The sequence below is a fragment of the Brevibacillus sp. HB2.2 genome, assembly GCF_013284275.1.
GTDB classification, from domain to species: Bacteria; Bacillota; Bacilli; order Brevibacillales; family Brevibacillaceae; genus Brevibacillus; species Brevibacillus brevis_D.
This window is the reverse complement of record NZ_JABSUV010000006.1, coordinates 53,572-72,752: the sequence shown is the minus strand read 5'-3', so window position 1 is coordinate 72,752 and position 19,181 is coordinate 53,572. Positions and strand designations below refer to the sequence as shown.

Genomic DNA, 19,181 nt, shown 5'->3' with positions numbered 1-19,181 from the left:
AACGTTCCAACGTGTTCGAAGAAAATATTGTTGTAGACTCGGAAAATAAAATGCTAGACCGTGAAAATACTGTTTTAGACTGAGAAAATATAGTGTTAGACTTACGATGCGTATTATATGTAAACCTACTTATATTTCGATTAATTACCGTATTAATGGAATTAATCACAGTGCTATACTGAGGAGGAAAGACTTAAAGGAGAGACAACATGCTAGAAGAATTAATTAGCTTCACGGTTGATGAGGCAGATGCAGGACAAACTGTGCGAGAAGTCCTGCAAAAGCGGTATGGTGTATCGCGGCGTTTGCTCATTCGTGCCAAGTTTAAAGGCTCCATTACACGGAATGGCGTTCTCGTATTTGTAAACGAAAAATTGCAAGCCGGCGATAAAATAGCAGTCATGGTTGAAGAAGAAGCAGAAGAGACTGTTGCTCCAGAGGACATGCCGCTCTCCATTCGTTACGAGGACGAAGATTTGATGGTCATCGCAAAGCCAGCGGGATTGGTCGTTCATCCGACAGGAAATCATCCCAGTGGCACTTTGGCAAACGGGATGATCGCTTATTGGAAAAAGCGTGGTGAGAACAGAAAGTTCCGGGCGGTGAACCGTTTGGATAAGGATACATCAGGCTTGATGATCGTAGCGAAAAATCAATGGGCGCATGAACAATTCAGCCGCATGCAGCAGATCAGGACGTTGCAGCGGACTTATCGGGCTATCGTCCAAGGAATCGTGGAGTCAGACGACGGTACGATTGATGCGCCGATTGGCCTTGCGGAAAATTCATTTATCACCAGACAGGTAAGGCCGGATGGGCAGACAGCTGTTACCCATTATCGTGTGCTTGCCCGAGGGGAAGGAATGAGTTTTGTCGAGGTGAAGCTGGAGACGGGGCGTACGCATCAGATTCGCGTACATATGAGCAGCGAAGGGCACCCACTTGCCGGAGATGATCTGTACGGGGGAGAACGGGAGCATATCGGCAGACAAGCTTTGCATGCATGGGGGCTATCCTTTGTTCACCCGCGTAGCGGTCTTGCGATGAGCTGGGAGGAGCCTCTGCCAAATGATATGGAACAGTTAGCCCAGCAATTTTTTCCCGATTATCTGTGCAAGGAAATGACTTAGGCGAAAAATTTCGTCATTTCCCTCTGGAAAGCTGTAAACGTTTTCGATATGATAGAAGAAATTCGTTACAAACTTTGGAAACACAACAGTGAATAGCTGGCTGTCTGCGGGGGAAAATCCAGAAAAGATTTTTTTCAGTAGCAGACTAGACCCAGCTTGCGCCTGATGCCTGTTTCGGATCGTTTTGACAAAGAGGGCTCCCCTTTTTATTTGTCATGCACCGGAATTGCTTTGGGGGTGAGCTGGGTTTTCTTATAATATCGGAAAGCATAAACCTCTTCGGGTTTCTTCCCGATATTACGTAAAACAATCCGCTAATACGCGGTCGCTCATCCTTGAGCAAGCATCGATATAGGTTTTCTTATTGCCCAAGAGAAGGAGAGGGTTTCATGAAGCTGGTTTCCTATCGAGAAAGGGAAAGGGATGCTTGGCGAGCGGGGCTCTTGCACGAAGGAAAAGTCAAAGATATTGCACATACTTGTCCGGGGGCGCCGAGTACAGTGCTAGGTTTGCTCGAGGAGTGGGCGAGCTGGTTACCTGTTCTCCAAGAAGCATACGAGGCACAGGATGGCTGGGATTTGGAACAAGTCGAGCTAGGTTCGCCACTTCCACGTCCTTCCAGCTTTCGTGACTTTTACGCCTTCGAGGCCCATGTGATGACAGCCCGAGCCAAACGCGGACTTCCGATGGTTCCCGAATGGTATCACTTTCCCGTCTTTTATTTTTCGAATGCAGCAGCTTTTACAGGGACGCAAGCGAATATTCGCAGACCCAAAGCAACCGAGTGGCTGGACTATGAGCTGGAAATTGCCTGCGTGATTGGAAAAGCAGGAGTAAACATTCCAGTAGAACGAGCGGAAGAGCACATCGCAGGATATTGTATCTTAAACGACTGGAGCGCCCGGGATATACAGCGGGAGGAGGTCAAGGTCGGCTTAGGACCTGCCAAGGGTAAAGACTTCGCAACGTCCATGGGACCGTGGCTGGTTACACCGGAGGAGCTGGCGGATGTACGCCTCACAGGCGAAAAGGGCAGCCGCTACGATCTGGAGATGGTGGCACGCATCAATGGTAGAGAGTATTCGAAAGGAAACTTCAAAGACATTCACTATACATTCGCTGAAATGATTGCCCGTGCCTCGGAGGATTGCTCCTTGTATCCCGGAGATGTTATTGGGTCGGGGACAGTAGGGACTGGCTGCATTTTGGAGCTGGGGACAGAGCAGTATGCTTGGCTTGCGCCAGGTGATGTAGTGGAGCTAGAGGTGGAACGCCTCGGTGTGCTTCGCAATACGATTGGTGAATAGGAATGAAAAAAGGAGGAAGGAACGTATGGCTTTTTATCATCGAATGGGGGAAGTTCCACAAAAGCGGCATACGACGTTTTACAAGGCGGATGGGGGACTGTACCGCGAGCAAGTGATGGGAACCAAAGGTTTTTCTGGGATTCAATCGATTCTGTATCACCACAATCCGCCTACCCAAGTGAGGGAGACGCGCAAATACGCAGACGTCCGTTTGGAATATGTGGAGCAGGTTGATTTAAAGCATCAGCATTTTAAAACGTTTGATGTTCAGCCAGGTGGGGACCCGATTTTTGGACGTCGCTACATGCTGGGGAATAACGATGTCGTCATGGCAGTCTGTGCACCGACAGAGCCGATGGATTACTTTTATCGCAATGCGGATGGGGATGAAGTCGTTTTTGTCCATCAAGGCGAGGGAGAGCTGCAAACGATTTTCGGCACACTCACTTACAAGCCGGGTGACTATCTCGTCATTCCGATCGGCACGACCTATCGGATTGTACCTTCAGAACAGAGTCGTTTCCTCGTCATCGAGTCCCAGAATGAGATCGTGCCACCAAAGCGTTATCGCAACGAACACGGTCAATTGTTGGAACATTCGCCGTTTTGCGAACGCGATATTCGTTTGCCAGAAAAATTGGAGACGCATGTGGAAAGCGGAGACTTCGAGGTGCGCGTCAAACGCCAATCCGTGGTCTACAGCTACTTCTTTGACTTCCATCCGTTTGATGTCGTGGGCTGGGACGGTTATTTGTATCCCTATGCACTAAGTGTTCATGATTTTGAACCAATTACCGGGCGCATTCACCAACCGCCACCTGTCCATCAAACTTTTGCTGGTCAAAACTTTGTCATCTGCTCGTTCGTTCCGCGGATGTACGATTATCATCCGCAAGCGATCCCTGCGCCTTACTACCACAGTAATGTAGAAAGTGACGAGGTGTTATACTACGTAGATGGTAATTTTATGAGCAGAAAAGGTATTTACGAGGGTTCGATCACCTTACATCCAATGGGGATTCCTCATGGGCCGCATCCAGGCAAGGTAGAGGCGAGCATTGGGAAAAAAGAAACGCAGGAGCTAGCTGTCATGCTGGACACATTCAACCCGCTTCACGTTACAAAGCAAGCGTTGGAATTTGAAGATGAGGCATACATGTCAAGCTGGTTGCCACCGAAGGAATAGGAAGAGGTGTAAAAACGCAATGGAAATCGCTATTCACGAGATTGAACGGCAGGAAAAATACAAGCTCTTGATCGGTTGTATCGTCCCGAGGCCGATCGCTTGGGTCACCTCGTTAGGGGAGGGAATGATCGTCAATGCCGCTCCTTTCAGCTATTTTAATGTCGCCAGCATTGAACCGATGATGGTTTCGGTTGCCGTCATGCGCAAGCCGGGAAGTGTCCCAAAAGATACGGCACGAAACATCATCCAAACGGGAGAATTCGTGGTCAATATGGTAGACGTACACAATGTGGATGCGGTCAATCAGACTTCTGCCGATTATCCTCCAGAGATCAGTGAAGTAGAGGCAGTGGGGCTCGAAATCGCACCATCCGTTCGTGTCAAGGTGCCAAGATTGCGTGCATCCCGCATTCATTTTGAGTGCAAGCTGCATCAGATTGTCGAATTAGGTAGTCCGACGACTTCGGATTTGATTATCGGGGAAGTAGTGCATGTACATGTAGCGGATGAGCTGTATCATGCAGGACGGATTGATGCTACAGCATTTGCACCCGTTAGCAGATTAGCGGGCCATACGTATGCGACTCTGGGTGAACAGTTTGATCGTCCCCGCCCCGTTTATGAGCCACCTGTCAAATGATTGATCTCCGTCCAGCGACGGAGGACAAATCCCTCTACGGACCATTTTACCGCAATCGCCTATCGGGTATCCTGTAGATACAAGGCAAGCGGATACTGTAGAGAGGGTGGAAAGCAATGATGGAAAGACGACTATACCGTTCGCATCATGATAAACGGTTATTTGGAGTTTGTGGTGGGATTGCGCAATTTTTGCGCATTGACTCTTCGTTGGTACGTATAGGAGTTGTCGTTCTCACTGTTTTTACAGGAGTACCGATTTTGCTTTACTTGCTGATGGCGATGATCATGCCAAAAGAACCGCATTGGTCATACGCTTCTGACGGTTTCCCGATGCATGATGGGCCATATAGTGGACATGCACGCATGAACGATTTGGATCAGGAAATTGACCGTCTGGAGAAGCGTGCTTTGGTACAGGAAGTGTATCGCCTGCGCGAAGAGTTGGGCAAATACAAAGGACTTTAAAGCAAATAAGAGACTTCCAGGGCATTACGCTCACGGGAAGTCTCTTTTCGCTTTTACCTAATTTTGATCCCACAAAAAAATGGTCAGCAACTTCTGGAGATCGCTGCATAACATGTAAGGTGGAAAACCTACATAGGGAGGGAAAAGCAGTGTATCTCGGCGTGTTCGATTTGAATCAGCGTTTGGAGCAAACCCGCAAAATTTTGCGGGAAAAGCAACATCTGAAAAAACTGATTGAAGAAGACATCCATGACTTGGAACAAGACGTCAAAGAATTAGAAGCAATGACGTCGAAACAAGACAAGTATGCGACCAGCGCTCAGCGCTAAAACAGCTGTATGATCGACAAAAAGAGGAAGTGGCAACTGCCAGAAGAAGGCAGGGAGCCACTTTTTTAATTGGGAAGCGCTTGGTCCAAAACTTTTTCTACGATGGCAGGCACCATGCGGATCGCTGCACTATCGGTCCCGTATGTCTGGCTATCCGCGTAAGTACCTTCCATCAACAAGATAAGCGTATAGGCCAGCTCGCACGGATGAGCAGCGCCAAGGGCTGTCGTGCGTTCCAAAAAAGCGTCGCGGATTCGTTTCTGATGGGAGCAAACCAACTCGCGAACGGGATGAACCGGATCAGGAAACTCGACAGCTACATTGATAAAGCAACAGCCGCGAAATTGCTCGTTGGACGCGCGCGCAGCCAGATCAGCAAAAAACTGAATGAGTTGCTCTCGTGGCTGATTGGGATGTTTGGCGATGCTCTCTTCCCACTCTTGCCAAAAAACGTCTTGCTTACGGGTCATGTAGGCGAGAATCAGGTCTGTTTTCGAGGAAAACTGCCGATAGACGCTCATCTTATTCATTCCAGCACGCTCGACAATAGCGTCTACACTGACGGCATGGATCCCTTCTTGATAAAACAATTCTTCAGCAGCGTTCAAGATGATCTCTTGTGCTTTTTCACGAGGAACGCGAGGCCGTTTTGCTTCCGTCATATACCATCCCCCATTTAGGACTTCCAGACGTCGGCGACAATTTCAAAAGAGCGCACACGATCGGCATGGTGGTACATTTGCGTCGTAATCATGAGCTCATCTGCTCCTGTAGCATCGAGCAACTCTTGTAGTTTGCTTTTCACAGTGGCAGGGCTACCAATAATGGAGGAACGCAGCTGTGCTTGGACCGACAGTTTTTCGAATTCACTCCAGAGCTCATCCATATTGTCCACAGGTGGTTGGATTGGCTTGAGATCACCGCGGACGAGATTTAAGAATGCCTGGTAATGGGAGGTGGCCAGTCGATTCGCGAGCTCATCCGTATCGGCTGCCATCACGTTGACGCCAACCATAACATATGGCTGATCCAGCACTTCCGATGGACGGAAACAATGACGATATGTCTGTAGGGCAGGCAATGTGAAGTTCGGTGAAAAATGCCCGGCAAAAGCAAATGGCAATCCGAGCATGCCTGCTAGTCGCGCTGAGAAATCGCTGGAGCCGAGCAACCAGATCGGGATGTTCAGACCTTCGCCAGGGATAGCGCGGATGGCAGATGCCGACTCGCTTGTTCGTGGACGAAGATATTCACGCAGCTCCTCCAATAACTCCGGGAAATCCTCTCCACCAATTCGCAAATCGCGGCGCAGCGCACGCGCTGTTCGTTGGTCCGCCCCGGGGGCGCGTCCTAGACCTAAGTCGATCCGGCCTGGATAGAGGGACTCCAGTGTCCCGAATTGCTCGGCGATCACGAGTGGAGCATGGTTGGGCAGCATTATGCCGCCTGAACCTACACGTATTTTGCTGGTGCCGCCGGCAATGTAACCAATGAGAACGGAAGTAGCAGAGCTGGCTACGCTGGGCATTGCGTGGTGTTCGGCGAGCCAATAACGTGTAAAGCCCCATTTTTCCACCTGTTGCGCCAGATTGAGACTGTTTTTATACGATTCAGCAGCGTTGCTACCCTCCGTAATGGGTGCTAAATCGAGAACGGACAATGGAATCTCTCGAAGTGGCTTAGACGAGATTGTATCGGACATGGGTTGGAACCCTCCTTGTGCTTAGCGGTTGCTGGTCGGATAACTTTGTTACTAGGTAGTAACAAAACGTACTTGCATCATACGGAGCGGCAGAAGGGATGTCAACACTTGGATGTGCGACCAAGCACATTGGGAGAAAAAGAAAAAGCCCTGACAATGCAAGGGCTCTTCGTACTTCCTTATTGTTTTGTTAAGATAACAGGTCCATTCGCGGTAATAGCGAGGGTGTGCTCGTATTGAGCGGAGAGCTTCCCATCGCGTGTACGTGCTGTCCAACCATCTTCATCGACCTTCGCATGGTACGTCCCGATGTTCAGCATGGGCTCAATGGTAATAACCATGCCTTCTTTGAGGCGTTGTCCTCTGCCAGGAGGGCCAAAGTGAGGAACGAACGGCTCCTCATGCATTTCCTGACCAATACCATGTCCGGTAAAATCGCGCACGACGGAGTAGCCTTGTTCTTGCGCATACGTTTGGATGGCGTGGGAAATGTCACCGATCCGATTGCCTACGACTGCTTGCTCAATACCGAGATACAGCGATTTTTCAGTGACTTCCAGCAGTCTTTTCGCTTCCGGGGACACAGTTCCCACTTCATAAGACCAAGCGGAGTCAGCCAGCCAACCATTTTTTCGAACAACCATGTCGATTGTGACGATATCGCCATCACGCAGAGGCTCTTTTTTCGGGAAGCCATGGCAAATGACATCATTTACTGAACCACATGTGGCATAGGGATATCCATGAAACCCTTTTTGCTCAGGGGTCGCGCCATTTTTAGCCAAAAATTCTTCTGCGAATTGATCAATCTCCCAGGTAGAAATGCCTGGACGAATCATCTTGGCAATCTCACGATGACAAGCAGCCAAAACCTTGCCTGCTGCATGCATGAGTTCAATTTCTTCAGGTGTCTTGAGGATAATCATCGACTCTCTCCTTCTCCTCGTTAGTCAAGATCTCTCTATAGTATATAGTGTAGTGCCGTTCTGCGCCAATTGCCACACCGAAAACGGCATGGTAGGATGAGGAAGAAATAATCAACCCTGGGGGTAGGTAGCGTGGACAAGTTTCAAGAGCATCTGGCGAACTACCAGATTCATGTAAAAGAAGACGTGGAAAAACGTATTGCCTTTATTCGTGAGCAAATTGATGGAAATGGCCTCGGCGGTGCAGTTGTCGGTATTTCTGGTGGAATTGACAGTGCCGTTACAGCAGCGCTGTGTGTGCGTGCCTTAGGCTCTGAACGCGTCATTGGCGTTTGGTTGCCTGCATACTCGCAAACCGTTCATGAAACAGATTCCAAGCAACTTGCTGAAGCGATTGGAATGAATTTGCACACGGTAGATGTAGGGGCAGCCTACGACGCTTTGGTTCCTGCTATCGAAGGTGTACTTGGGCTTGATGACAAAACAAAGGGAAATACAAAGGCTCGCTTGCGCATGACAGTGCTGTATGCCATCGCTAACCAAAAAGGATACTTGGTAGCGGATACGTGCAACCGCAGCGAGATTCATGTTGGCTATATGACAAAAGGCGGAGACGGTCTTGCTGACTTTAACCCAGTAGCTAGCCTGACGAAGCATGAGATGCGAATTCTTGCTGCTGAGCTCGGGGTGCCTGGAGAGATCATCACGAAGCCGCCTTCTGCTGATTTGTGGGAAGGGCAGACGGATGAACAGGAGATGGGCTTCACTTATGAGGATCTGGATCGTTTGCTGATTACAGGAGAAACTCGACCGGAAGCCAAAGAACGTATTGATTACCTGCATCGAATCTCTGAGCATAAGCGCAACATCATGCCAGGTATATAAAATATGGCAGAGACCTACAGGCTGTTTACAAGTTGTCTGTGGCAAACGACAAGTGCAGTCGTCTCAACCGAGCAACGTATTTACTTGTTTGATCCGGCCTATTTTCCCCATGAGGTAGAGGCGATTGCTGATTATGTGCAGCGTGAGAGGAATGGGAGAGAGCTTATTCTCGTCCTGACACACGGTGATTGGGATCATGTAGTCGGAGTCGGCAAATTTCCGGATGCCACAGTCATTGCACAAAAGGAAATCCTGACCGATGGACGGATCGAGGGTATGCTGAACAAGGCGAAAAAGTTTGACGGGTCGTATTACGTGGTCAGATCGTATGAAGTAGGAATGCCGAAATTTACGAAGCTTGTGGAGGATGCACAAGAGTGGCAGGAAGTCTTTTTCCTGCCTGTACCAGGACATACACCCGATCAGATGGCGACCTTGTTCCGGGAGCAGAAGCTGCTTGTTGTCGGTGACATGCTATCCAATTTAGAGTTCCCGTTTATCGATGACAGCGGTGCCTATTTGGAGAGTCTGGAAAAGATCGAACGGTTGGTTCATCAAGGAGAAGTGGAAGAAGTCATTCCTGGACACGGCGTACCTGCAAAAGGACGCGAGGAAATCCTGCATCGAATTGAACGGGATCGCCAGTACTTATTGGATGCACGTGCAGTTGTTTTCGAGGGTATCGCTAATAATGTAGAGAAAGACGTACTGGAAGAGCAGTTTTCCCAACTGACGTATGATGGTGTTTCGATCGATGAACATCTCCGTTCATCCCATGACCAAAACCGGGATCAACTAGGCAAGGAAGCTATTTCGCAGAAAGGTTGATTATTCCACGGTTTTATAAGATAATAGGGGTTACGCAAATCTTTCTAGGAAAGAGGTCGAACAGATGTCTACGACTGAATTGATGCTGAGAACTAGTCTGGAAGGACGTGTGAAGCGTACGTTGCAAACGTACTTCCGTCGCCCTAACGACGTGTTGATCAAGGAAAGCCTCGGAGCGAACGGTTTGTCCCCAGAGCAAGTGGAAGTAACCGTGAAGCTCTTGAATGAAGAAAAAACTGTTGCCGAAATCATGGAGTACCTGCACGATAAAGGCTACTTTGCATAACATTGCGAGCAAAAAAGACCGGACTGACAGCGAATGTCGGACCGGTCTTTTTCGTTCGAGCAATTAAGGGGGAGGACTTTCCTCAGGTAATGAGCGCCGTAATTTCTTGCGACGATATAATTGAAGGCCAGTTAAAACGAGAAAGTAGCTCGCGAACGCGACAATCAGCCCCATGATGGCACTTCCTGTAAAATAGACAAGTCCTTTTTCTTTTACCCAGACAAGCCATGGCATCCCAGACTCGTGATGGTTCAAATGTCCTTGTAACGGTTTGCCAATCAACACGTATCCAATATTGTAATTGAAAAGAATGAAGAGCGGTAAGATGAGCTTTCCGATGACAAACGCAACCAAACCAGCGGGAATACTGGCGCGAAACAGCTTGCAGAGTGGGAAGAGCAACAGAAACGCGATGCCAAAAGTAGGCAGGGTAATAAACTCGATGAAGATTCCGAGCGAAAATCCGCGGGCGACGAAAGCTGGCGCCCCTTTCATTCTCAGTACCTTGTAGTATTCGAATTTAAGCTTTCGATATGCTTTTTTCCACATCCGTGCTATCCCTCGTTTGTTCCAAGTCATTTGTCCATAAAATCCCCTAAGGGTATGGCGAATGGTGAAGCTGGATTCGTTTTTTTGTTGATGTTGTAGAGTATCTCCAAGTTGGTAAAAATTAATAGTTGCTATATGAGCTCTTATTTGTGAATGCGCCTTTCTTTTGGCATAATGGAAGAGGGTAGCTTGCTGGAAAAGTGGTGACATTTGTGGAAGGTGTAATGGGAACCTTCGGTGATTATATTGCGCAATATGGGTATGGCGCCTTGTTTGGATTGTTCTTTCTAGGAATTTTGGGGATGCCCTTGCCAGAAGAAACGCTGCTTGTTTTTTCAGGATTCCTTGTTTCAACGGGGAAATTGGAATATTGGCCTACTTTTTTTGTCTGCTTTCTCGGTTCCGTTACAGCGATGACGGCAGCATACTGGATCGGCAGAACGCTAGGCTACGCCTTTCTCGAGCGATATGGGAAACGATTGGGGATGGGCTATACCGTTTACAAAAAAACAGAAGAGTGGTTTAATCGCGTCGGAAAATGGGCGCTTCCGCTGGGCTATTTTATCCCTGGTGTCCGTCAGTTTACGGCCTATTTTGCCGGGATCACGCGATTGCCATTTCCGACTTTCATGCTCTATACCTATTTGGGAGGGCTGTTTTGGAGCTTGCTTTTTGTGACGCTTGGCTGGCAATTAGGAGAACGTTGGGATGAGCTGTTTGATTTGATTGCCCGTAACCTTGCGATCTTCTTTATCGCTTTGCTGGCATTGATCGCAGCTTGGTCGTATTTCAGACACAAGGCGAATGTAAAAAAGCAATTACGGAGGGATCAGCATGAGTGAAGAAAACCGCAACGAAAATCTACTGCCTGTGGTTCGCAAGCCAACGGAACTGGTACCTGTCGTATTACCGGAAAAACACCAGCGTTTTTATGATAAATTGCGTGAGAAAATCGAAACGTTCATTAGAGACAAGGGAATCAATGATTCTGTAGCCAACTTTATATTGCTTGCACCAGATTTGTTTGTTCTCTTGGCCCGTCTTATGCTAGACAAGCGCGTAGGAGTTCAATCAAAAGCGTTAGCGGGTGTAGCGGTTGCCTACTTCATTACCCCGATTGATTTTATTCCGGAGGCTTTAGTGGGCGGATTCGGACTAGTGGATGACGTTATTTTGGCTGTTTATGCATTGCGCAAGATTTTGGTGGATATCGATGAATCGATTGTACGTGAGCATTGGAATGGCGAAGAAGACCTTTTGGCTGTCATCACGAAGGTGGTTCGATCAGCGGATGATTTAGTCGGCAAGAAAATAGTGAAAAAGCTGGAAGAAACCCTGTTCCGAAAAAAATAAGCTAGGATGGGACATATAGATGAAATATTTAATGGATTATCAAGAGGGAGAGCGTGTTGTCGCTTTTTGCCTGATTAAAAGCAAGGAAGCGGGCGTAGCGAGTAATCAGAGTGAATACTTGAATCTGGAGCTGGGAGATCGCTCCGGTACGATTATGGCAAAGCTGTGGGATGTCAATGCAGAAATGAAGGAATGGATTAACGTCAAATCTGTTGTGAAGATCGATGCTGCTGTCCAAATGTACCGTGGGAAAAAGCAACTGGTGATTCAACGAATCAGACCGGCTGCGGCATCAGACGAAGTTCAGATGGAGTCGCTCATTCCGATCTCGCCCGTTCCAGTGGACGAACTGTGGACAAAGCTGACCCATGCAGTCGACAGCCTGCAGAGTGCCACACTCAAGGCCATTATTCAAGAGGCGCTGGCAACAGAGGAGATTCACGATCGCCTTCGCCATTATCCGGCTGGCGTTCGCATGCACCACAACTATTATCACGGTTTGCTCGAGCATATTGTCTCTTTGTTGACGGCGGCGCAGAGTCTCTTGCCACTGTATCCGCAAGTAGACAGGGATGTACTGATTGCGACTTGTATCTTGCACGATATCGGAAAGCTGTACGAGCTATCTGATCCCATCGCTCCGGATTACACCACGCCAGGTCAGTTAATTGGTCACTTGGTCATGGGAGTCGAGATGGTAAGCGGTATTTGCCGTAAGCTAGATATTTCTTTAGGGGACGCAGAGGTTCTGCACTTGAAGCATTGCATTTTGAGCCATCATGGAGAGGTAGAGAACGGCTGGGGCAGTGCTGTATCTGGAAAAACGCCTACAGCTGTCATGTTCCATTACCTGGACCAGATCGACAGCAAAATGAACGCTTTGAGCCAAACACTAGCGGACATGCCGGAAGAAGAGGAATGGGCGTACGCTGGCGTGCTTAGACGAAAAGTCTGGCGCGGATATTAATCGATAGAACAAAAAGCCAACTGCTAAGCAAAACAAAAGCAGTTGGCTTTTTTTAGATAAATCAGAAACGTTTTTGCAAGATGCTCGTCTTACCAGTAATGTCTTGTAATGAGGAGGTATTCCTGTGAAAAAGCGAAACAGAGCTGCCATGTTTGTGCTGGCAGTCAGCATGGTCACGACACCAGTGGCACTTCTGCATCCGTTGTCTTCTTATGCGTATGATGGCAAATCGAGTCTGGAGCCTATTCAGTTGCCAGAAGACATCGTCCACTTGTTAACGGAATTGAAAGAGGACTACGTGCCTCTCATGAAAGACCTTCATGTGGACTCTTACGGAGGGACAAGCAATTCGGGGTATGTCATTCATCTTTCGGATCGAAAGAGTGTCATTACCACGAATACGACGCTCACTATCTCCACAAATGCAAAGGGAGATATGACCAGTTTTGTCCTGCATGATGTGAATCGGGACAAAACAACCAAACTCAATCAAAAGGAAGCCTATCAAAAGGCTGTGGACTTTATTCGGAATTACATAGCAGTTGACCATGTTATTTCCCCGCAAGCGATGCTTTCTTACGATCGTGCATCTGAGCTGGATCATCTGGCGGTTGTCAGTGTCTACCCACAGTTGAACAACACATGGGTGGACAAAGAGACAGCACGGGTCATGGTTGACGCAAAGGGGCAGGTTGTCCATTTTCAGCAAGAAAAGCTAAAGCTTCCTACCGCAGAAGAAGTAGCGGACCCAAGCAAGGCTGTACCGCTTGAAAAGGCAATGAAGGAGTGGCAAGACAAGGTATCCTTAGAATTGGTCTACGATGAGTCAGCGGGCAAGCTCGTTTACGTGCCTGACCAATTGCCAACGATAGATGCTCTGACTGGTGAAGAAGTTTCGTCTGTGTATAAAACAACGAATGAGACGATGAAAATCAAAGGAACAGCAGACATGGGCGTCTGGCGAGATACGAAAAAAATGGAGCAGATGCTCGAAAAGGATTTTGGCTTGAGGTTGAATCAACGCACGTACAAAAATGTAAAAGAGGACAAAAAGTACAAAAACAGCGACATCGATCGCCATGAATGGAATGCGAACTCGTATCAAAGCGCGTGGGTTACGCTCGACCGTAAAACAAAATCACCCATTGAATTCAAGCTGGATGGTCCCGTAGAAAAGGAGCTTGAGAAGCCGCTCACGCATGATGAGGCAAAAGACATCGCCGTACAATTTGTGGAAAAATACTTATTGTCTAAAGAACAATCCTTCTCCGTAAAGGAGACGAGTCTTGTAGAAAATCTGCCGGGTTGGGCAGATCAAAATCTGGTGCGGCCAATTAGCAGCTTTGCCTTTCATCCTGAGATTGACGGTATCCCTACCAAGAGACCATTGTTCTACCTGGAAGTGGACGCGAAGAAGGGCAATGTAGTCCTTGCGCAAGTAAATGAACTGCCGTCCATGCCAGTTACCATCAGTAAAGACGGTATTATCAAGGATGAGAAAGCAAAGAATGCGTATGTCAAAGAAGCAAATCTACGCTTGGCATACTGGTATCCGAGGGTAGGGACGCATTCAGCGAAACTGCCGCAGCTGGCTTATTTACCGACAACGAATACCAAGTCTTTGCAGATCGATGCTGCAACGGGTGCGGTGGAGGAAACCTGGCTGGAATGGAAAGCTACCCAATAACCGATACCCGATATGGTGTAGAAGCCATGTCGGGTTTTCCTTTTCATCATTATCGGAATTCATAAACACTTCAAGGCAGGTAGGATTTTTTTTCTTTTTGTAGAATAACTTCTTGATTCCCATTTGATTTGGCATACAATGCCGATCACGAGAAGGAGAAAGTGCAATGAAACGGCCAACTTATACCCTACCAAGTATTGTAAAAAAGGTATTCCGGCCCGGTGAGCGCTCCCTTCCACGTACGGAGATCTGCTCCCGGATGGAAGCGAATGAGCTGAATGCTTTTTTGGAGCTGGACTGCGAGACAGTACTGGATAAAGTGTTGAAAATGGAGCAGTCTCCAGTGCGCGTTGGAAGCTCAGAGGCGATCGTAGAGGTCACTCACCAGCCACATCAAGTGTACGACTTGGCTCATCGCTATTTGCGTGATAGCCAAACACCAAAAAAGCTTGAGCAAATCGTCGCAGAGCTGCGTCGACAAACGCAGTTTGGCTGGAATCAGATTCTTCGTATGCTGCAATTGGAACGCGATCCTCGCTTTGTGCAATATCAAGGCGATAGCAGATGGTTTTTGGCAGAGTGGACTTTGGGCAATGACCAAGTGTATGCGTTTTGCCGCGACAATGGTATTACACAGGTAGCTGCTCGCACATTAGTCCATTTTCTGGAGCAGGAAGTTGGAATTGCTTCAGATGCTGCTTTTCTCCCTGCGCAAGATGACCGCTTCCGCATTGACGGTGATACCATGTACATCATTGCTCGTAGCGAAGATTCCAAGGAAGAGCAGGCGGCCCTCGAGGTTGCTGTTGCTGCCCCTTCTGTATCGATAGGAAACAGCGAGTCCGTCTCAGAAGAAATTGCATCGGAAGAACCAGCGAATCCCTTACACCAGGTGGAACAACAACAAGAACAACTATTTACCAAGGAGGAAGCTACTATGTCTACCATTACCAACCAGCAAGTTCTCGAGGAAGTACAAAAACTGATGCAAGAAGCTATCAGCCGCTTGGAGACAAGAAACCAAGAAATGTCCCAAGAAGTTGTCGCTCATTTTCAACAAAGCAATATGCAAGCTATAGAAGTGCTGATGAAAGAGAAACATAAGCATGAGCAGATCGTACTTGGCATTCAACAGGTACTAGCGACCAGTGAACAACAATGAGTCAACTTGAGGCTACGATCCGGTTAGAGCAGAGATTTGCCATCCTGCGCGATGTTATCGCGGGCTATCGGATTCGCCTTCAAGAAATGGAGAAGGAAGTAGTGGAGCTTTTTGCCACGAACCAACTCTCTGCTATTTCAGCATGCATGGGCGAGAAGCAGCGCATCGTCAGGTTGATGAATCGACTGGAACAATTTATTGTCCAATGGGAAACCAACAACACGGATGTGGGTATCGCACATGAACCAAAGCGAGAACACTTGAACACATGACGAATAATGCGGTAAAATAGGGGGATTGTGCATGATTCCCCGCGCATGCCGCGTGGGATGGAAAGGAGATCCAAACCCTCTATGTCGGTAGGAAGAAACGAACTGTGCCCTTGCGGGAGCGGAAAAAAATACAAAAAATGCTGTGGGGTAGTCACTCCTATTACGGAGCTGCGTAGCCGCCACGAGCAAAAGCTGCAAAAAGAATACGCTGGCTGGGTCGAAAGATTGAACCATTTTGTCGGCGCAAATGTAACCAGCGAGACGATTCAAGAAGCGCGGAATCGCTTTGCGGAAGAAGTCGGCTTGACCCAAGAGAGTGTCGCACGTCCTGAATGGGCAGCGCATTTCTTCAACTGGTGTGTATTGGACGTCAAAACAGGTGGAAGCACGCTGCTTGAGAACTATATCAAACAGCATGGACGTCGGATGGAGCCCGATCTTCGCCGTGCGTTTGCTGGACTGCACCTGAATGTTTATGAAATCGTGGAAGTGGATCGTGATGTCATCACGGTTCAACAACCGATTTCGGAAGAAAAACACTATCTGCTTCGTGCCAATACGTTGAATGTTGTCCCTGGACAATTGATCGTAGGGCGTCTGCTGAATCTCGGTCTGCGTGATATGCTCTTCTCTGGCAGCATCATCTTGCAGCCACATGTCAAGGAAAGTCTGCTCGAGTGGTTACACCAGCATCCAGAAGTAGAAGCAGCGAAGGCAGATACGAGCAAGAGAAGCTATACGACAGAGCTGTATCACTTCATCGTTCAATTTGGTGAAGCGGCAAGCGAGTCAGAAGCACCGAAGCAAGATTCCCTTCTGCGTCGTACTTATGCGATGCCAGATCGTAAACAGCTGTTGAAAGTAATCGAGTCGAACCCTGCATTTGAGCTGAAAAAGCGGGATGGTGCTCGTGAGACATGGGTATATGCGACACGCAAGGAAGAGCATTTGTTCCCGAATTTAAAGGATGCCTTGCTAGAGCTTTATGAAGTACAGGCAGAAGTGATTTTGCAGGATGACAGCCTGATTCTGGAAGGGTTTGCACCGCAGCTGGACGAAGTCGCTGAGACTTTACTGCTGCTTGCATTTGAGAACGAAGAGGAGATTCGCGTTCTTACTTCAACGGGCTCTCGTTTGTCCAAAGGAACCCTGTTTATCACGAGTCAGCCTACTTTGCCACCGAAAGTGTTACAGTGGGCAGTCCAAACCTATTTTGCGGAAAAATGGCTGGTTACTTCCCATGAACAGCTCGATGATTTGGCTCCACTTTTGGTTGCGGCTACTGAAAACGAGGCGCTGCATGAAAAACTCCACAAGCTGATGGAGCAAATGGAACAGGATCATAAAATCGGACAAGGCTTGGCTCGCTTTATCCGAATGGACATGCTTCGTCCGCGCCTCTCGTTGTCAAATGACAGCCTGCATGTGCATAACCTGTTGCGCCGTCCGTTGATCGAGGGATTGCCGGAGAGTGTGTACACCGTACATCCTGACAGACTTGCGGACATCAATCGCTTCGTACAAGAGATGACCGATGGCAAGTCAGAAGCAACCGTCAAAAAGTACGATGAGGTCATGAACAATTTCCGTTCATTCGTCAGAGGAGCGTTTGGCCCATCTTTCACATGGGAGCAGTTGCGCAGAGAGGACTTGGTTTACTTCCTCGTCCACGACATTTTCACGCGCACGGACGCAACGACCAAAACGTTGGCAACCAATCTGATGTCTGTTTTGACGGCGTTCTTCAAGTGGCTGGATAAGCAAGGACGATACACGCTTTATCCTGTCATGCAGCCATTGTTTGCCGAGTTGAAGGAAACATTGCCGGAATCCTATCGCTTGCGTGGTGTGCTGGAAAAAGAAGCGACTCAAAATCTTTACAGCAACCCGATGGCGATCAAAGATATCACGGAAGAATCCATGCTCGTGCAAGAGATCACTTCATCTGGCTGTACGGCAAAACGTGCGAATGGCGAGACAATCAAGCTGTCGATTGGCGCTGAATTGGGTGCGATGCTGGCAGCAGATTGGCTGATCCATGGCGTGTTCGGTCAAGGTGAGGACGGTACTTGGAGACTGTATGGTACGCCTGAAGTGTATCCGCCAGTTATTGCCCAAGTGCTGGGCGCACCAACAGGTGTATTGGTTTAGAGCCCTAAACATGAAGAAAACCCGAGGATTCGTGTCCTCGGGTTTTTTGTTTTGACTTTTTTTGGTCTAGATTAGTGAGCCCATTCGCGGAGTGTCTTGTCTTTCGGCAGCAAAAAGCCCATAAATCCGATCAACGGGAGGAACGAGCATAACAGAATGACAAAGCTCAGACTGTAGAGATCGGCGAGATAGCCGAATACGAGAGCGCCCATGCCCCCCATTCCAAAGGCAAGCCCGATAATCAGTCCGGATACGGTACCGATTTTGCCAGGCAATAGCTCCTGCGCATATACGACTGTGACAGAGAAGCTGGAAAGCATGATAAAGCCGCTGATCACGAGCAATGGAAAGGCCCAGAATCCGGAGACGTAAGGCGTCAGCAATGTCAGTGGAAGTGAACCGAGTGTGGAAATGATGAGCAAGTTCCTTTTTCCGAATCGGTCAGACAGCGGTCCGCCAAAAAATGTCCCAATCGCTCCTGCGAAAAGAAAACCAAAAATGACGAGCTGGGCATTGGCGTAATCCATATCTTTCACATACATCAAATAAAACTGGTAAAAGCTTTGGTAGCCAGCATTCATCCAGGAACGTACACTGACGATGACAATCAGTAGGCCTAAGGCAATCAGCCGCTTGTTCAGATTTGTATACGTGACAGGTGCGGCAGTAGCCTTTTTCAAACGCTGTTGCCCACGATACCAGAGAGCAACATAGAGCAAGATGCCGCTAGCTAATAGCGCGGGCAGCAGAAACCAGGCGGCCCCTGTCTGTCCCAGGTTCGCAAAGACCAGGATGGTCATCAAGGGAGCGAGAGCTTGCCCAGCATTTCCCCCCACTTGAAAAATGGATTGCCCCAGCCCTCTGCGAGGACCAGATGCCAAGTGGGCGAAGCGTGAGGCTTCTGGGTGGAAGATAGCTGAACCAATCCCAACACAGGCAACTGCTGCGAGAACAAAATAGTAATTGCCGGAGAAAGCGAGTGCCAGCATCCCCAATCCCGATACGATCAAAGCCAGTGGTGGCAATATAGGGATCGATTTGCGATCGGAGTAGTAACCGACAAATGGTTGCAAAACAGATGAAGTAAGATTCATGACGAGCAAAATCATTCCGACTTGTGTAAACGTCAATGCTAGATTCTTCTCCACAATAGGGAGCAGTGCAGGGATGACCGCTTGCAAACTGTCGTTTAACAGATGCGCAATGCTAATGGCAAATAGCATGCGATAGACAGTTGGTGCCGCAGTCCCTGCGGGTGTTGAGTGAATGGGTGTCGACGAGGCACTCATGTCAGTTCATCCCCAACCTTTCTTTCGTAACTTACTTTTTCGTTTTTTCAATGTAGCACGGATTC

The 19,181-nt window shown here is 48.3% G+C and carries 21 protein-coding genes; 16 read left to right on the top strand and 5 right to left on the bottom strand.

Annotated features, from left to right (window positions below; all coding sequences use genetic code 11):
- Window positions 1-209: 209 nt before the first annotated feature.
- The 6 genes from HP401_RS06255 to HP401_RS06230 all read left to right on the top strand — a co-directional run bounded on the left by HP401_RS06255 (window position 210) and on the right by HP401_RS06230 (window position 5,059).
- Entirely contained in the window at window positions 210-1,130 is a 921-nt protein-coding gene (locus HP401_RS06255; RefSeq protein ID WP_142497683.1) for an RluA family pseudouridine synthase, read from the top strand.
- A 389-nt stretch (window positions 1,131-1,519) separates the two neighbouring features.
- Entirely contained in the window at window positions 1,520-2,437 is a 918-nt protein-coding gene (locus HP401_RS06250; protein ID WP_173604457.1) for a fumarylacetoacetate hydrolase family protein, read from the top strand.
- A 25-nt stretch (window positions 2,438-2,462) separates the two neighbouring features.
- Window positions 2,463-3,623 carry a homogentisate 1,2-dioxygenase gene (locus tag HP401_RS06245; RefSeq protein ID WP_173604456.1) on the top strand — a complete coding sequence of 387 codons (1,161 nt, stop codon included), beginning with the start codon at window positions 2,463-2,465 and terminating at the stop codon, window positions 3,621-3,623.
- A gap of 19 nt (window positions 3,624-3,642) precedes the next feature.
- A complete protein-coding gene (locus tag HP401_RS06240) occupies window positions 3,643-4,263 on the top strand; it encodes a flavin reductase family protein (RefSeq protein WP_173604455.1) in 621 nt (206 codons plus the stop codon).
- Window positions 4,264-4,379: 116 nt separating this feature from the next.
- Window positions 4,380-4,730, top strand: a complete 351-nt coding sequence (locus tag HP401_RS06235; protein WP_173604454.1) for a PspC domain-containing protein — start codon at window positions 4,380-4,382, stop codon at window positions 4,728-4,730.
- A 149-nt stretch (window positions 4,731-4,879) separates the two neighbouring features.
- On the top strand, window positions 4,880-5,059 hold the full coding sequence (locus HP401_RS06230) for a hypothetical protein (RefSeq protein WP_015892331.1): 180 nt from the start codon (window positions 4,880-4,882) through the stop codon (window positions 5,057-5,059).
- A 65-nt stretch (window positions 5,060-5,124) separates the two neighbouring features.
- Here the strand turns inward: HP401_RS06230 and HP401_RS06225 are convergent, their stop codons facing one another.
- The 3 genes from HP401_RS06225 to map form a co-directional block, all read right to left on the bottom strand.
- Entirely contained in the window at window positions 5,125-5,721 is a 597-nt protein-coding gene (locus tag HP401_RS06225; RefSeq protein ID WP_015892330.1) for a TetR/AcrR family transcriptional regulator, read from the bottom strand.
- Between the two features lie 14 nt (window positions 5,722-5,735).
- Window positions 5,736-6,761, bottom strand: a complete 1,026-nt coding sequence (locus HP401_RS06220; protein WP_173604453.1) for an LLM class flavin-dependent oxidoreductase — start codon at window positions 6,759-6,761, stop codon at window positions 5,736-5,738.
- A gap of 179 nt (window positions 6,762-6,940) precedes the next feature.
- On the bottom strand, window positions 6,941-7,687 hold the full coding sequence (map, locus tag HP401_RS06215) for a type I methionyl aminopeptidase (protein ID WP_173604452.1): 747 nt from the start codon (window positions 7,685-7,687) through the stop codon (window positions 6,941-6,943).
- Window positions 7,688-7,819: 132 nt separating this feature from the next.
- On the opposite strand from map, the gene nadE reads away from it, so the two are divergent.
- From nadE to HP401_RS06200, 3 genes are all read left to right on the top strand, one after another.
- Window positions 7,820-8,572, top strand: a complete 753-nt coding sequence (gene nadE / locus HP401_RS06210) for an NAD(+) synthase (protein ID WP_015892327.1) — start codon at window positions 7,820-7,822, stop codon at window positions 8,570-8,572.
- A gap of 3 nt (window positions 8,573-8,575) precedes the next feature.
- Window positions 8,576-9,400 carry an MBL fold metallo-hydrolase gene (locus tag HP401_RS06205; protein WP_173604451.1) on the top strand — a complete coding sequence of 275 codons (825 nt, stop codon included), beginning with the start codon at window positions 8,576-8,578 and terminating at the stop codon, window positions 9,398-9,400.
- 64 nt (window positions 9,401-9,464) lie between these two features.
- The gene (locus HP401_RS06200; RefSeq protein ID WP_064203414.1) at window positions 9,465-9,686 is read left to right on the top strand and encodes a hypothetical protein; all 222 of its coding nucleotides are present in this window, start codon (window positions 9,465-9,467) and stop codon (window positions 9,684-9,686) included.
- 63 nt (window positions 9,687-9,749) lie between these two features.
- On the opposite strand, the gene HP401_RS06195 is transcribed toward HP401_RS06200, so the two are convergent.
- Window positions 9,750-10,265 carry a DUF2062 domain-containing protein gene (locus tag HP401_RS06195; RefSeq protein WP_254457013.1) on the bottom strand — a complete coding sequence of 172 codons (516 nt, stop codon included), beginning with the start codon at window positions 10,263-10,265 and terminating at the stop codon, window positions 9,750-9,752.
- Window positions 10,266-10,447: 182 nt separating this feature from the next.
- On the opposite strand from HP401_RS06195, the gene HP401_RS06190 reads away from it, so the two are divergent.
- The 7 genes from HP401_RS06190 to HP401_RS06160 all read left to right on the top strand — a co-directional run bounded on the left by HP401_RS06190 (window position 10,448) and on the right by HP401_RS06160 (window position 17,827).
- A complete protein-coding gene (locus HP401_RS06190; protein WP_173604450.1) occupies window positions 10,448-11,077 on the top strand; it encodes a DedA family protein in 630 nt (209 codons plus the stop codon).
- Window positions 11,070-11,588, top strand: a complete 519-nt coding sequence (locus HP401_RS06185; RefSeq protein ID WP_015892322.1) for a YkvA family protein — start codon at window positions 11,070-11,072, stop codon at window positions 11,586-11,588. Before HP401_RS06190 ends, HP401_RS06185 begins: the two co-directional genes overlap by 8 nt.
- Before the next feature lie 19 nt (window positions 11,589-11,607).
- On the top strand, window positions 11,608-12,555 hold the full coding sequence (locus tag HP401_RS06180) for a 3'-5' exoribonuclease YhaM family protein (RefSeq protein ID WP_173604449.1): 948 nt from the start codon (window positions 11,608-11,610) through the stop codon (window positions 12,553-12,555).
- Between the two features lie 124 nt (window positions 12,556-12,679).
- Window positions 12,680-14,242 carry a YcdB/YcdC domain-containing protein gene (locus HP401_RS06175; protein ID WP_173604448.1) on the top strand — a complete coding sequence of 521 codons (1,563 nt, stop codon included), beginning with the start codon at window positions 12,680-12,682 and terminating at the stop codon, window positions 14,240-14,242.
- Between the two features lie 166 nt (window positions 14,243-14,408).
- Window positions 14,409-15,404 (top strand): hypothetical protein, encoded by a 996-nt coding sequence (locus HP401_RS06170; protein WP_142497672.1) that lies wholly within the window; start codon window positions 14,409-14,411, stop codon window positions 15,402-15,404.
- Window positions 15,401-15,676 (top strand): hypothetical protein, encoded by a 276-nt coding sequence (locus tag HP401_RS06165; protein WP_015892318.1) that lies wholly within the window; start codon window positions 15,401-15,403, stop codon window positions 15,674-15,676. The genes HP401_RS06170 and HP401_RS06165 overlap by 4 nt, the downstream gene beginning before the upstream one ends.
- Window positions 15,677-15,757: 81 nt before the next feature.
- Window positions 15,758-17,827: a YecA family protein gene (locus HP401_RS06160; RefSeq protein ID WP_173604447.1), complete on the top strand. Its 2,070-nt coding sequence runs from the start codon at window positions 15,758-15,760 to the stop codon at window positions 17,825-17,827.
- 71 nt (window positions 17,828-17,898) lie between these two features.
- On the opposite strand, the gene HP401_RS06155 is transcribed toward HP401_RS06160, so the two are convergent.
- Window positions 17,899-19,116 (bottom strand): MFS transporter, encoded by a 1,218-nt coding sequence (locus HP401_RS06155; RefSeq protein ID WP_173604446.1) that lies wholly within the window; start codon window positions 19,114-19,116, stop codon window positions 17,899-17,901.
- Between the last annotated feature and the right edge of the window lie 65 nt (window positions 19,117-19,181).

Bases quoted from the DNA above. Each gene is read 5' to 3' on its own strand.
- HP401_RS06255 (WP_142497683.1), top strand. From the start codon at position 210: ATGCTAGAAGAATTAATTAGCTTCACGGTTGATGAGGCAGATGCAGGA.
- HP401_RS06250 (WP_173604457.1), top strand. From the start codon at position 1,520: ATGAAGCTGGTTTCCTATCGAGAAAGGGAAAGGGATGCTTGGCGAGCG.
- HP401_RS06245 (WP_173604456.1), top strand. From the start codon at position 2,463: ATGGCTTTTTATCATCGAATGGGGGAAGTTCCACAAAAGCGGCATACG.
- HP401_RS06240 (WP_173604455.1), top strand. From the start codon at position 3,643: ATGGAAATCGCTATTCACGAGATTGAACGGCAGGAAAAATACAAGCTC.
- HP401_RS06235 (WP_173604454.1), top strand. From the start codon at position 4,380: ATGATGGAAAGACGACTATACCGTTCGCATCATGATAAACGGTTATTT.
- HP401_RS06225 (WP_015892330.1), bottom strand. From the start codon at position 5,721: ATGACGGAAGCAAAACGGCCTCGCGTTCCTCGTGAAAAAGCACAAGAG.
- HP401_RS06220 (WP_173604453.1), bottom strand. From the start codon at position 6,761: ATGTCCGATACAATCTCGTCTAAGCCACTTCGAGAGATTCCATTGTCC.
- map (WP_173604452.1), bottom strand. From the start codon at position 7,687: ATGATTATCCTCAAGACACCTGAAGAAATTGAACTCATGCATGCAGCA.
- HP401_RS06205 (WP_173604451.1), top strand. From the start codon at position 8,576: ATGGCAGAGACCTACAGGCTGTTTACAAGTTGTCTGTGGCAAACGACA.
- HP401_RS06200 (WP_064203414.1), top strand. From the start codon at position 9,465: ATGTCTACGACTGAATTGATGCTGAGAACTAGTCTGGAAGGACGTGTG.
- HP401_RS06195 (WP_254457013.1), bottom strand. From the start codon at position 10,265: ATGACTTGGAACAAACGAGGGATAGCACGGATGTGGAAAAAAGCATAT.
- HP401_RS06185 (WP_015892322.1), top strand. From the start codon at position 11,070: ATGAGTGAAGAAAACCGCAACGAAAATCTACTGCCTGTGGTTCGCAAG.
- HP401_RS06180 (WP_173604449.1), top strand. From the start codon at position 11,608: ATGAAATATTTAATGGATTATCAAGAGGGAGAGCGTGTTGTCGCTTTT.
- HP401_RS06170 (WP_142497672.1), top strand. From the start codon at position 14,409: ATGAAACGGCCAACTTATACCCTACCAAGTATTGTAAAAAAGGTATTC.
- HP401_RS06165 (WP_015892318.1), top strand. From the start codon at position 15,401: ATGAGTCAACTTGAGGCTACGATCCGGTTAGAGCAGAGATTTGCCATC.
- HP401_RS06160 (WP_173604447.1), top strand. From the start codon at position 15,758: ATGTCGGTAGGAAGAAACGAACTGTGCCCTTGCGGGAGCGGAAAAAAA.
- HP401_RS06155 (WP_173604446.1), bottom strand. From the start codon at position 19,116: ATGAGTGCCTCGTCGACACCCATTCACTCAACACCCGCAGGGACTGCG.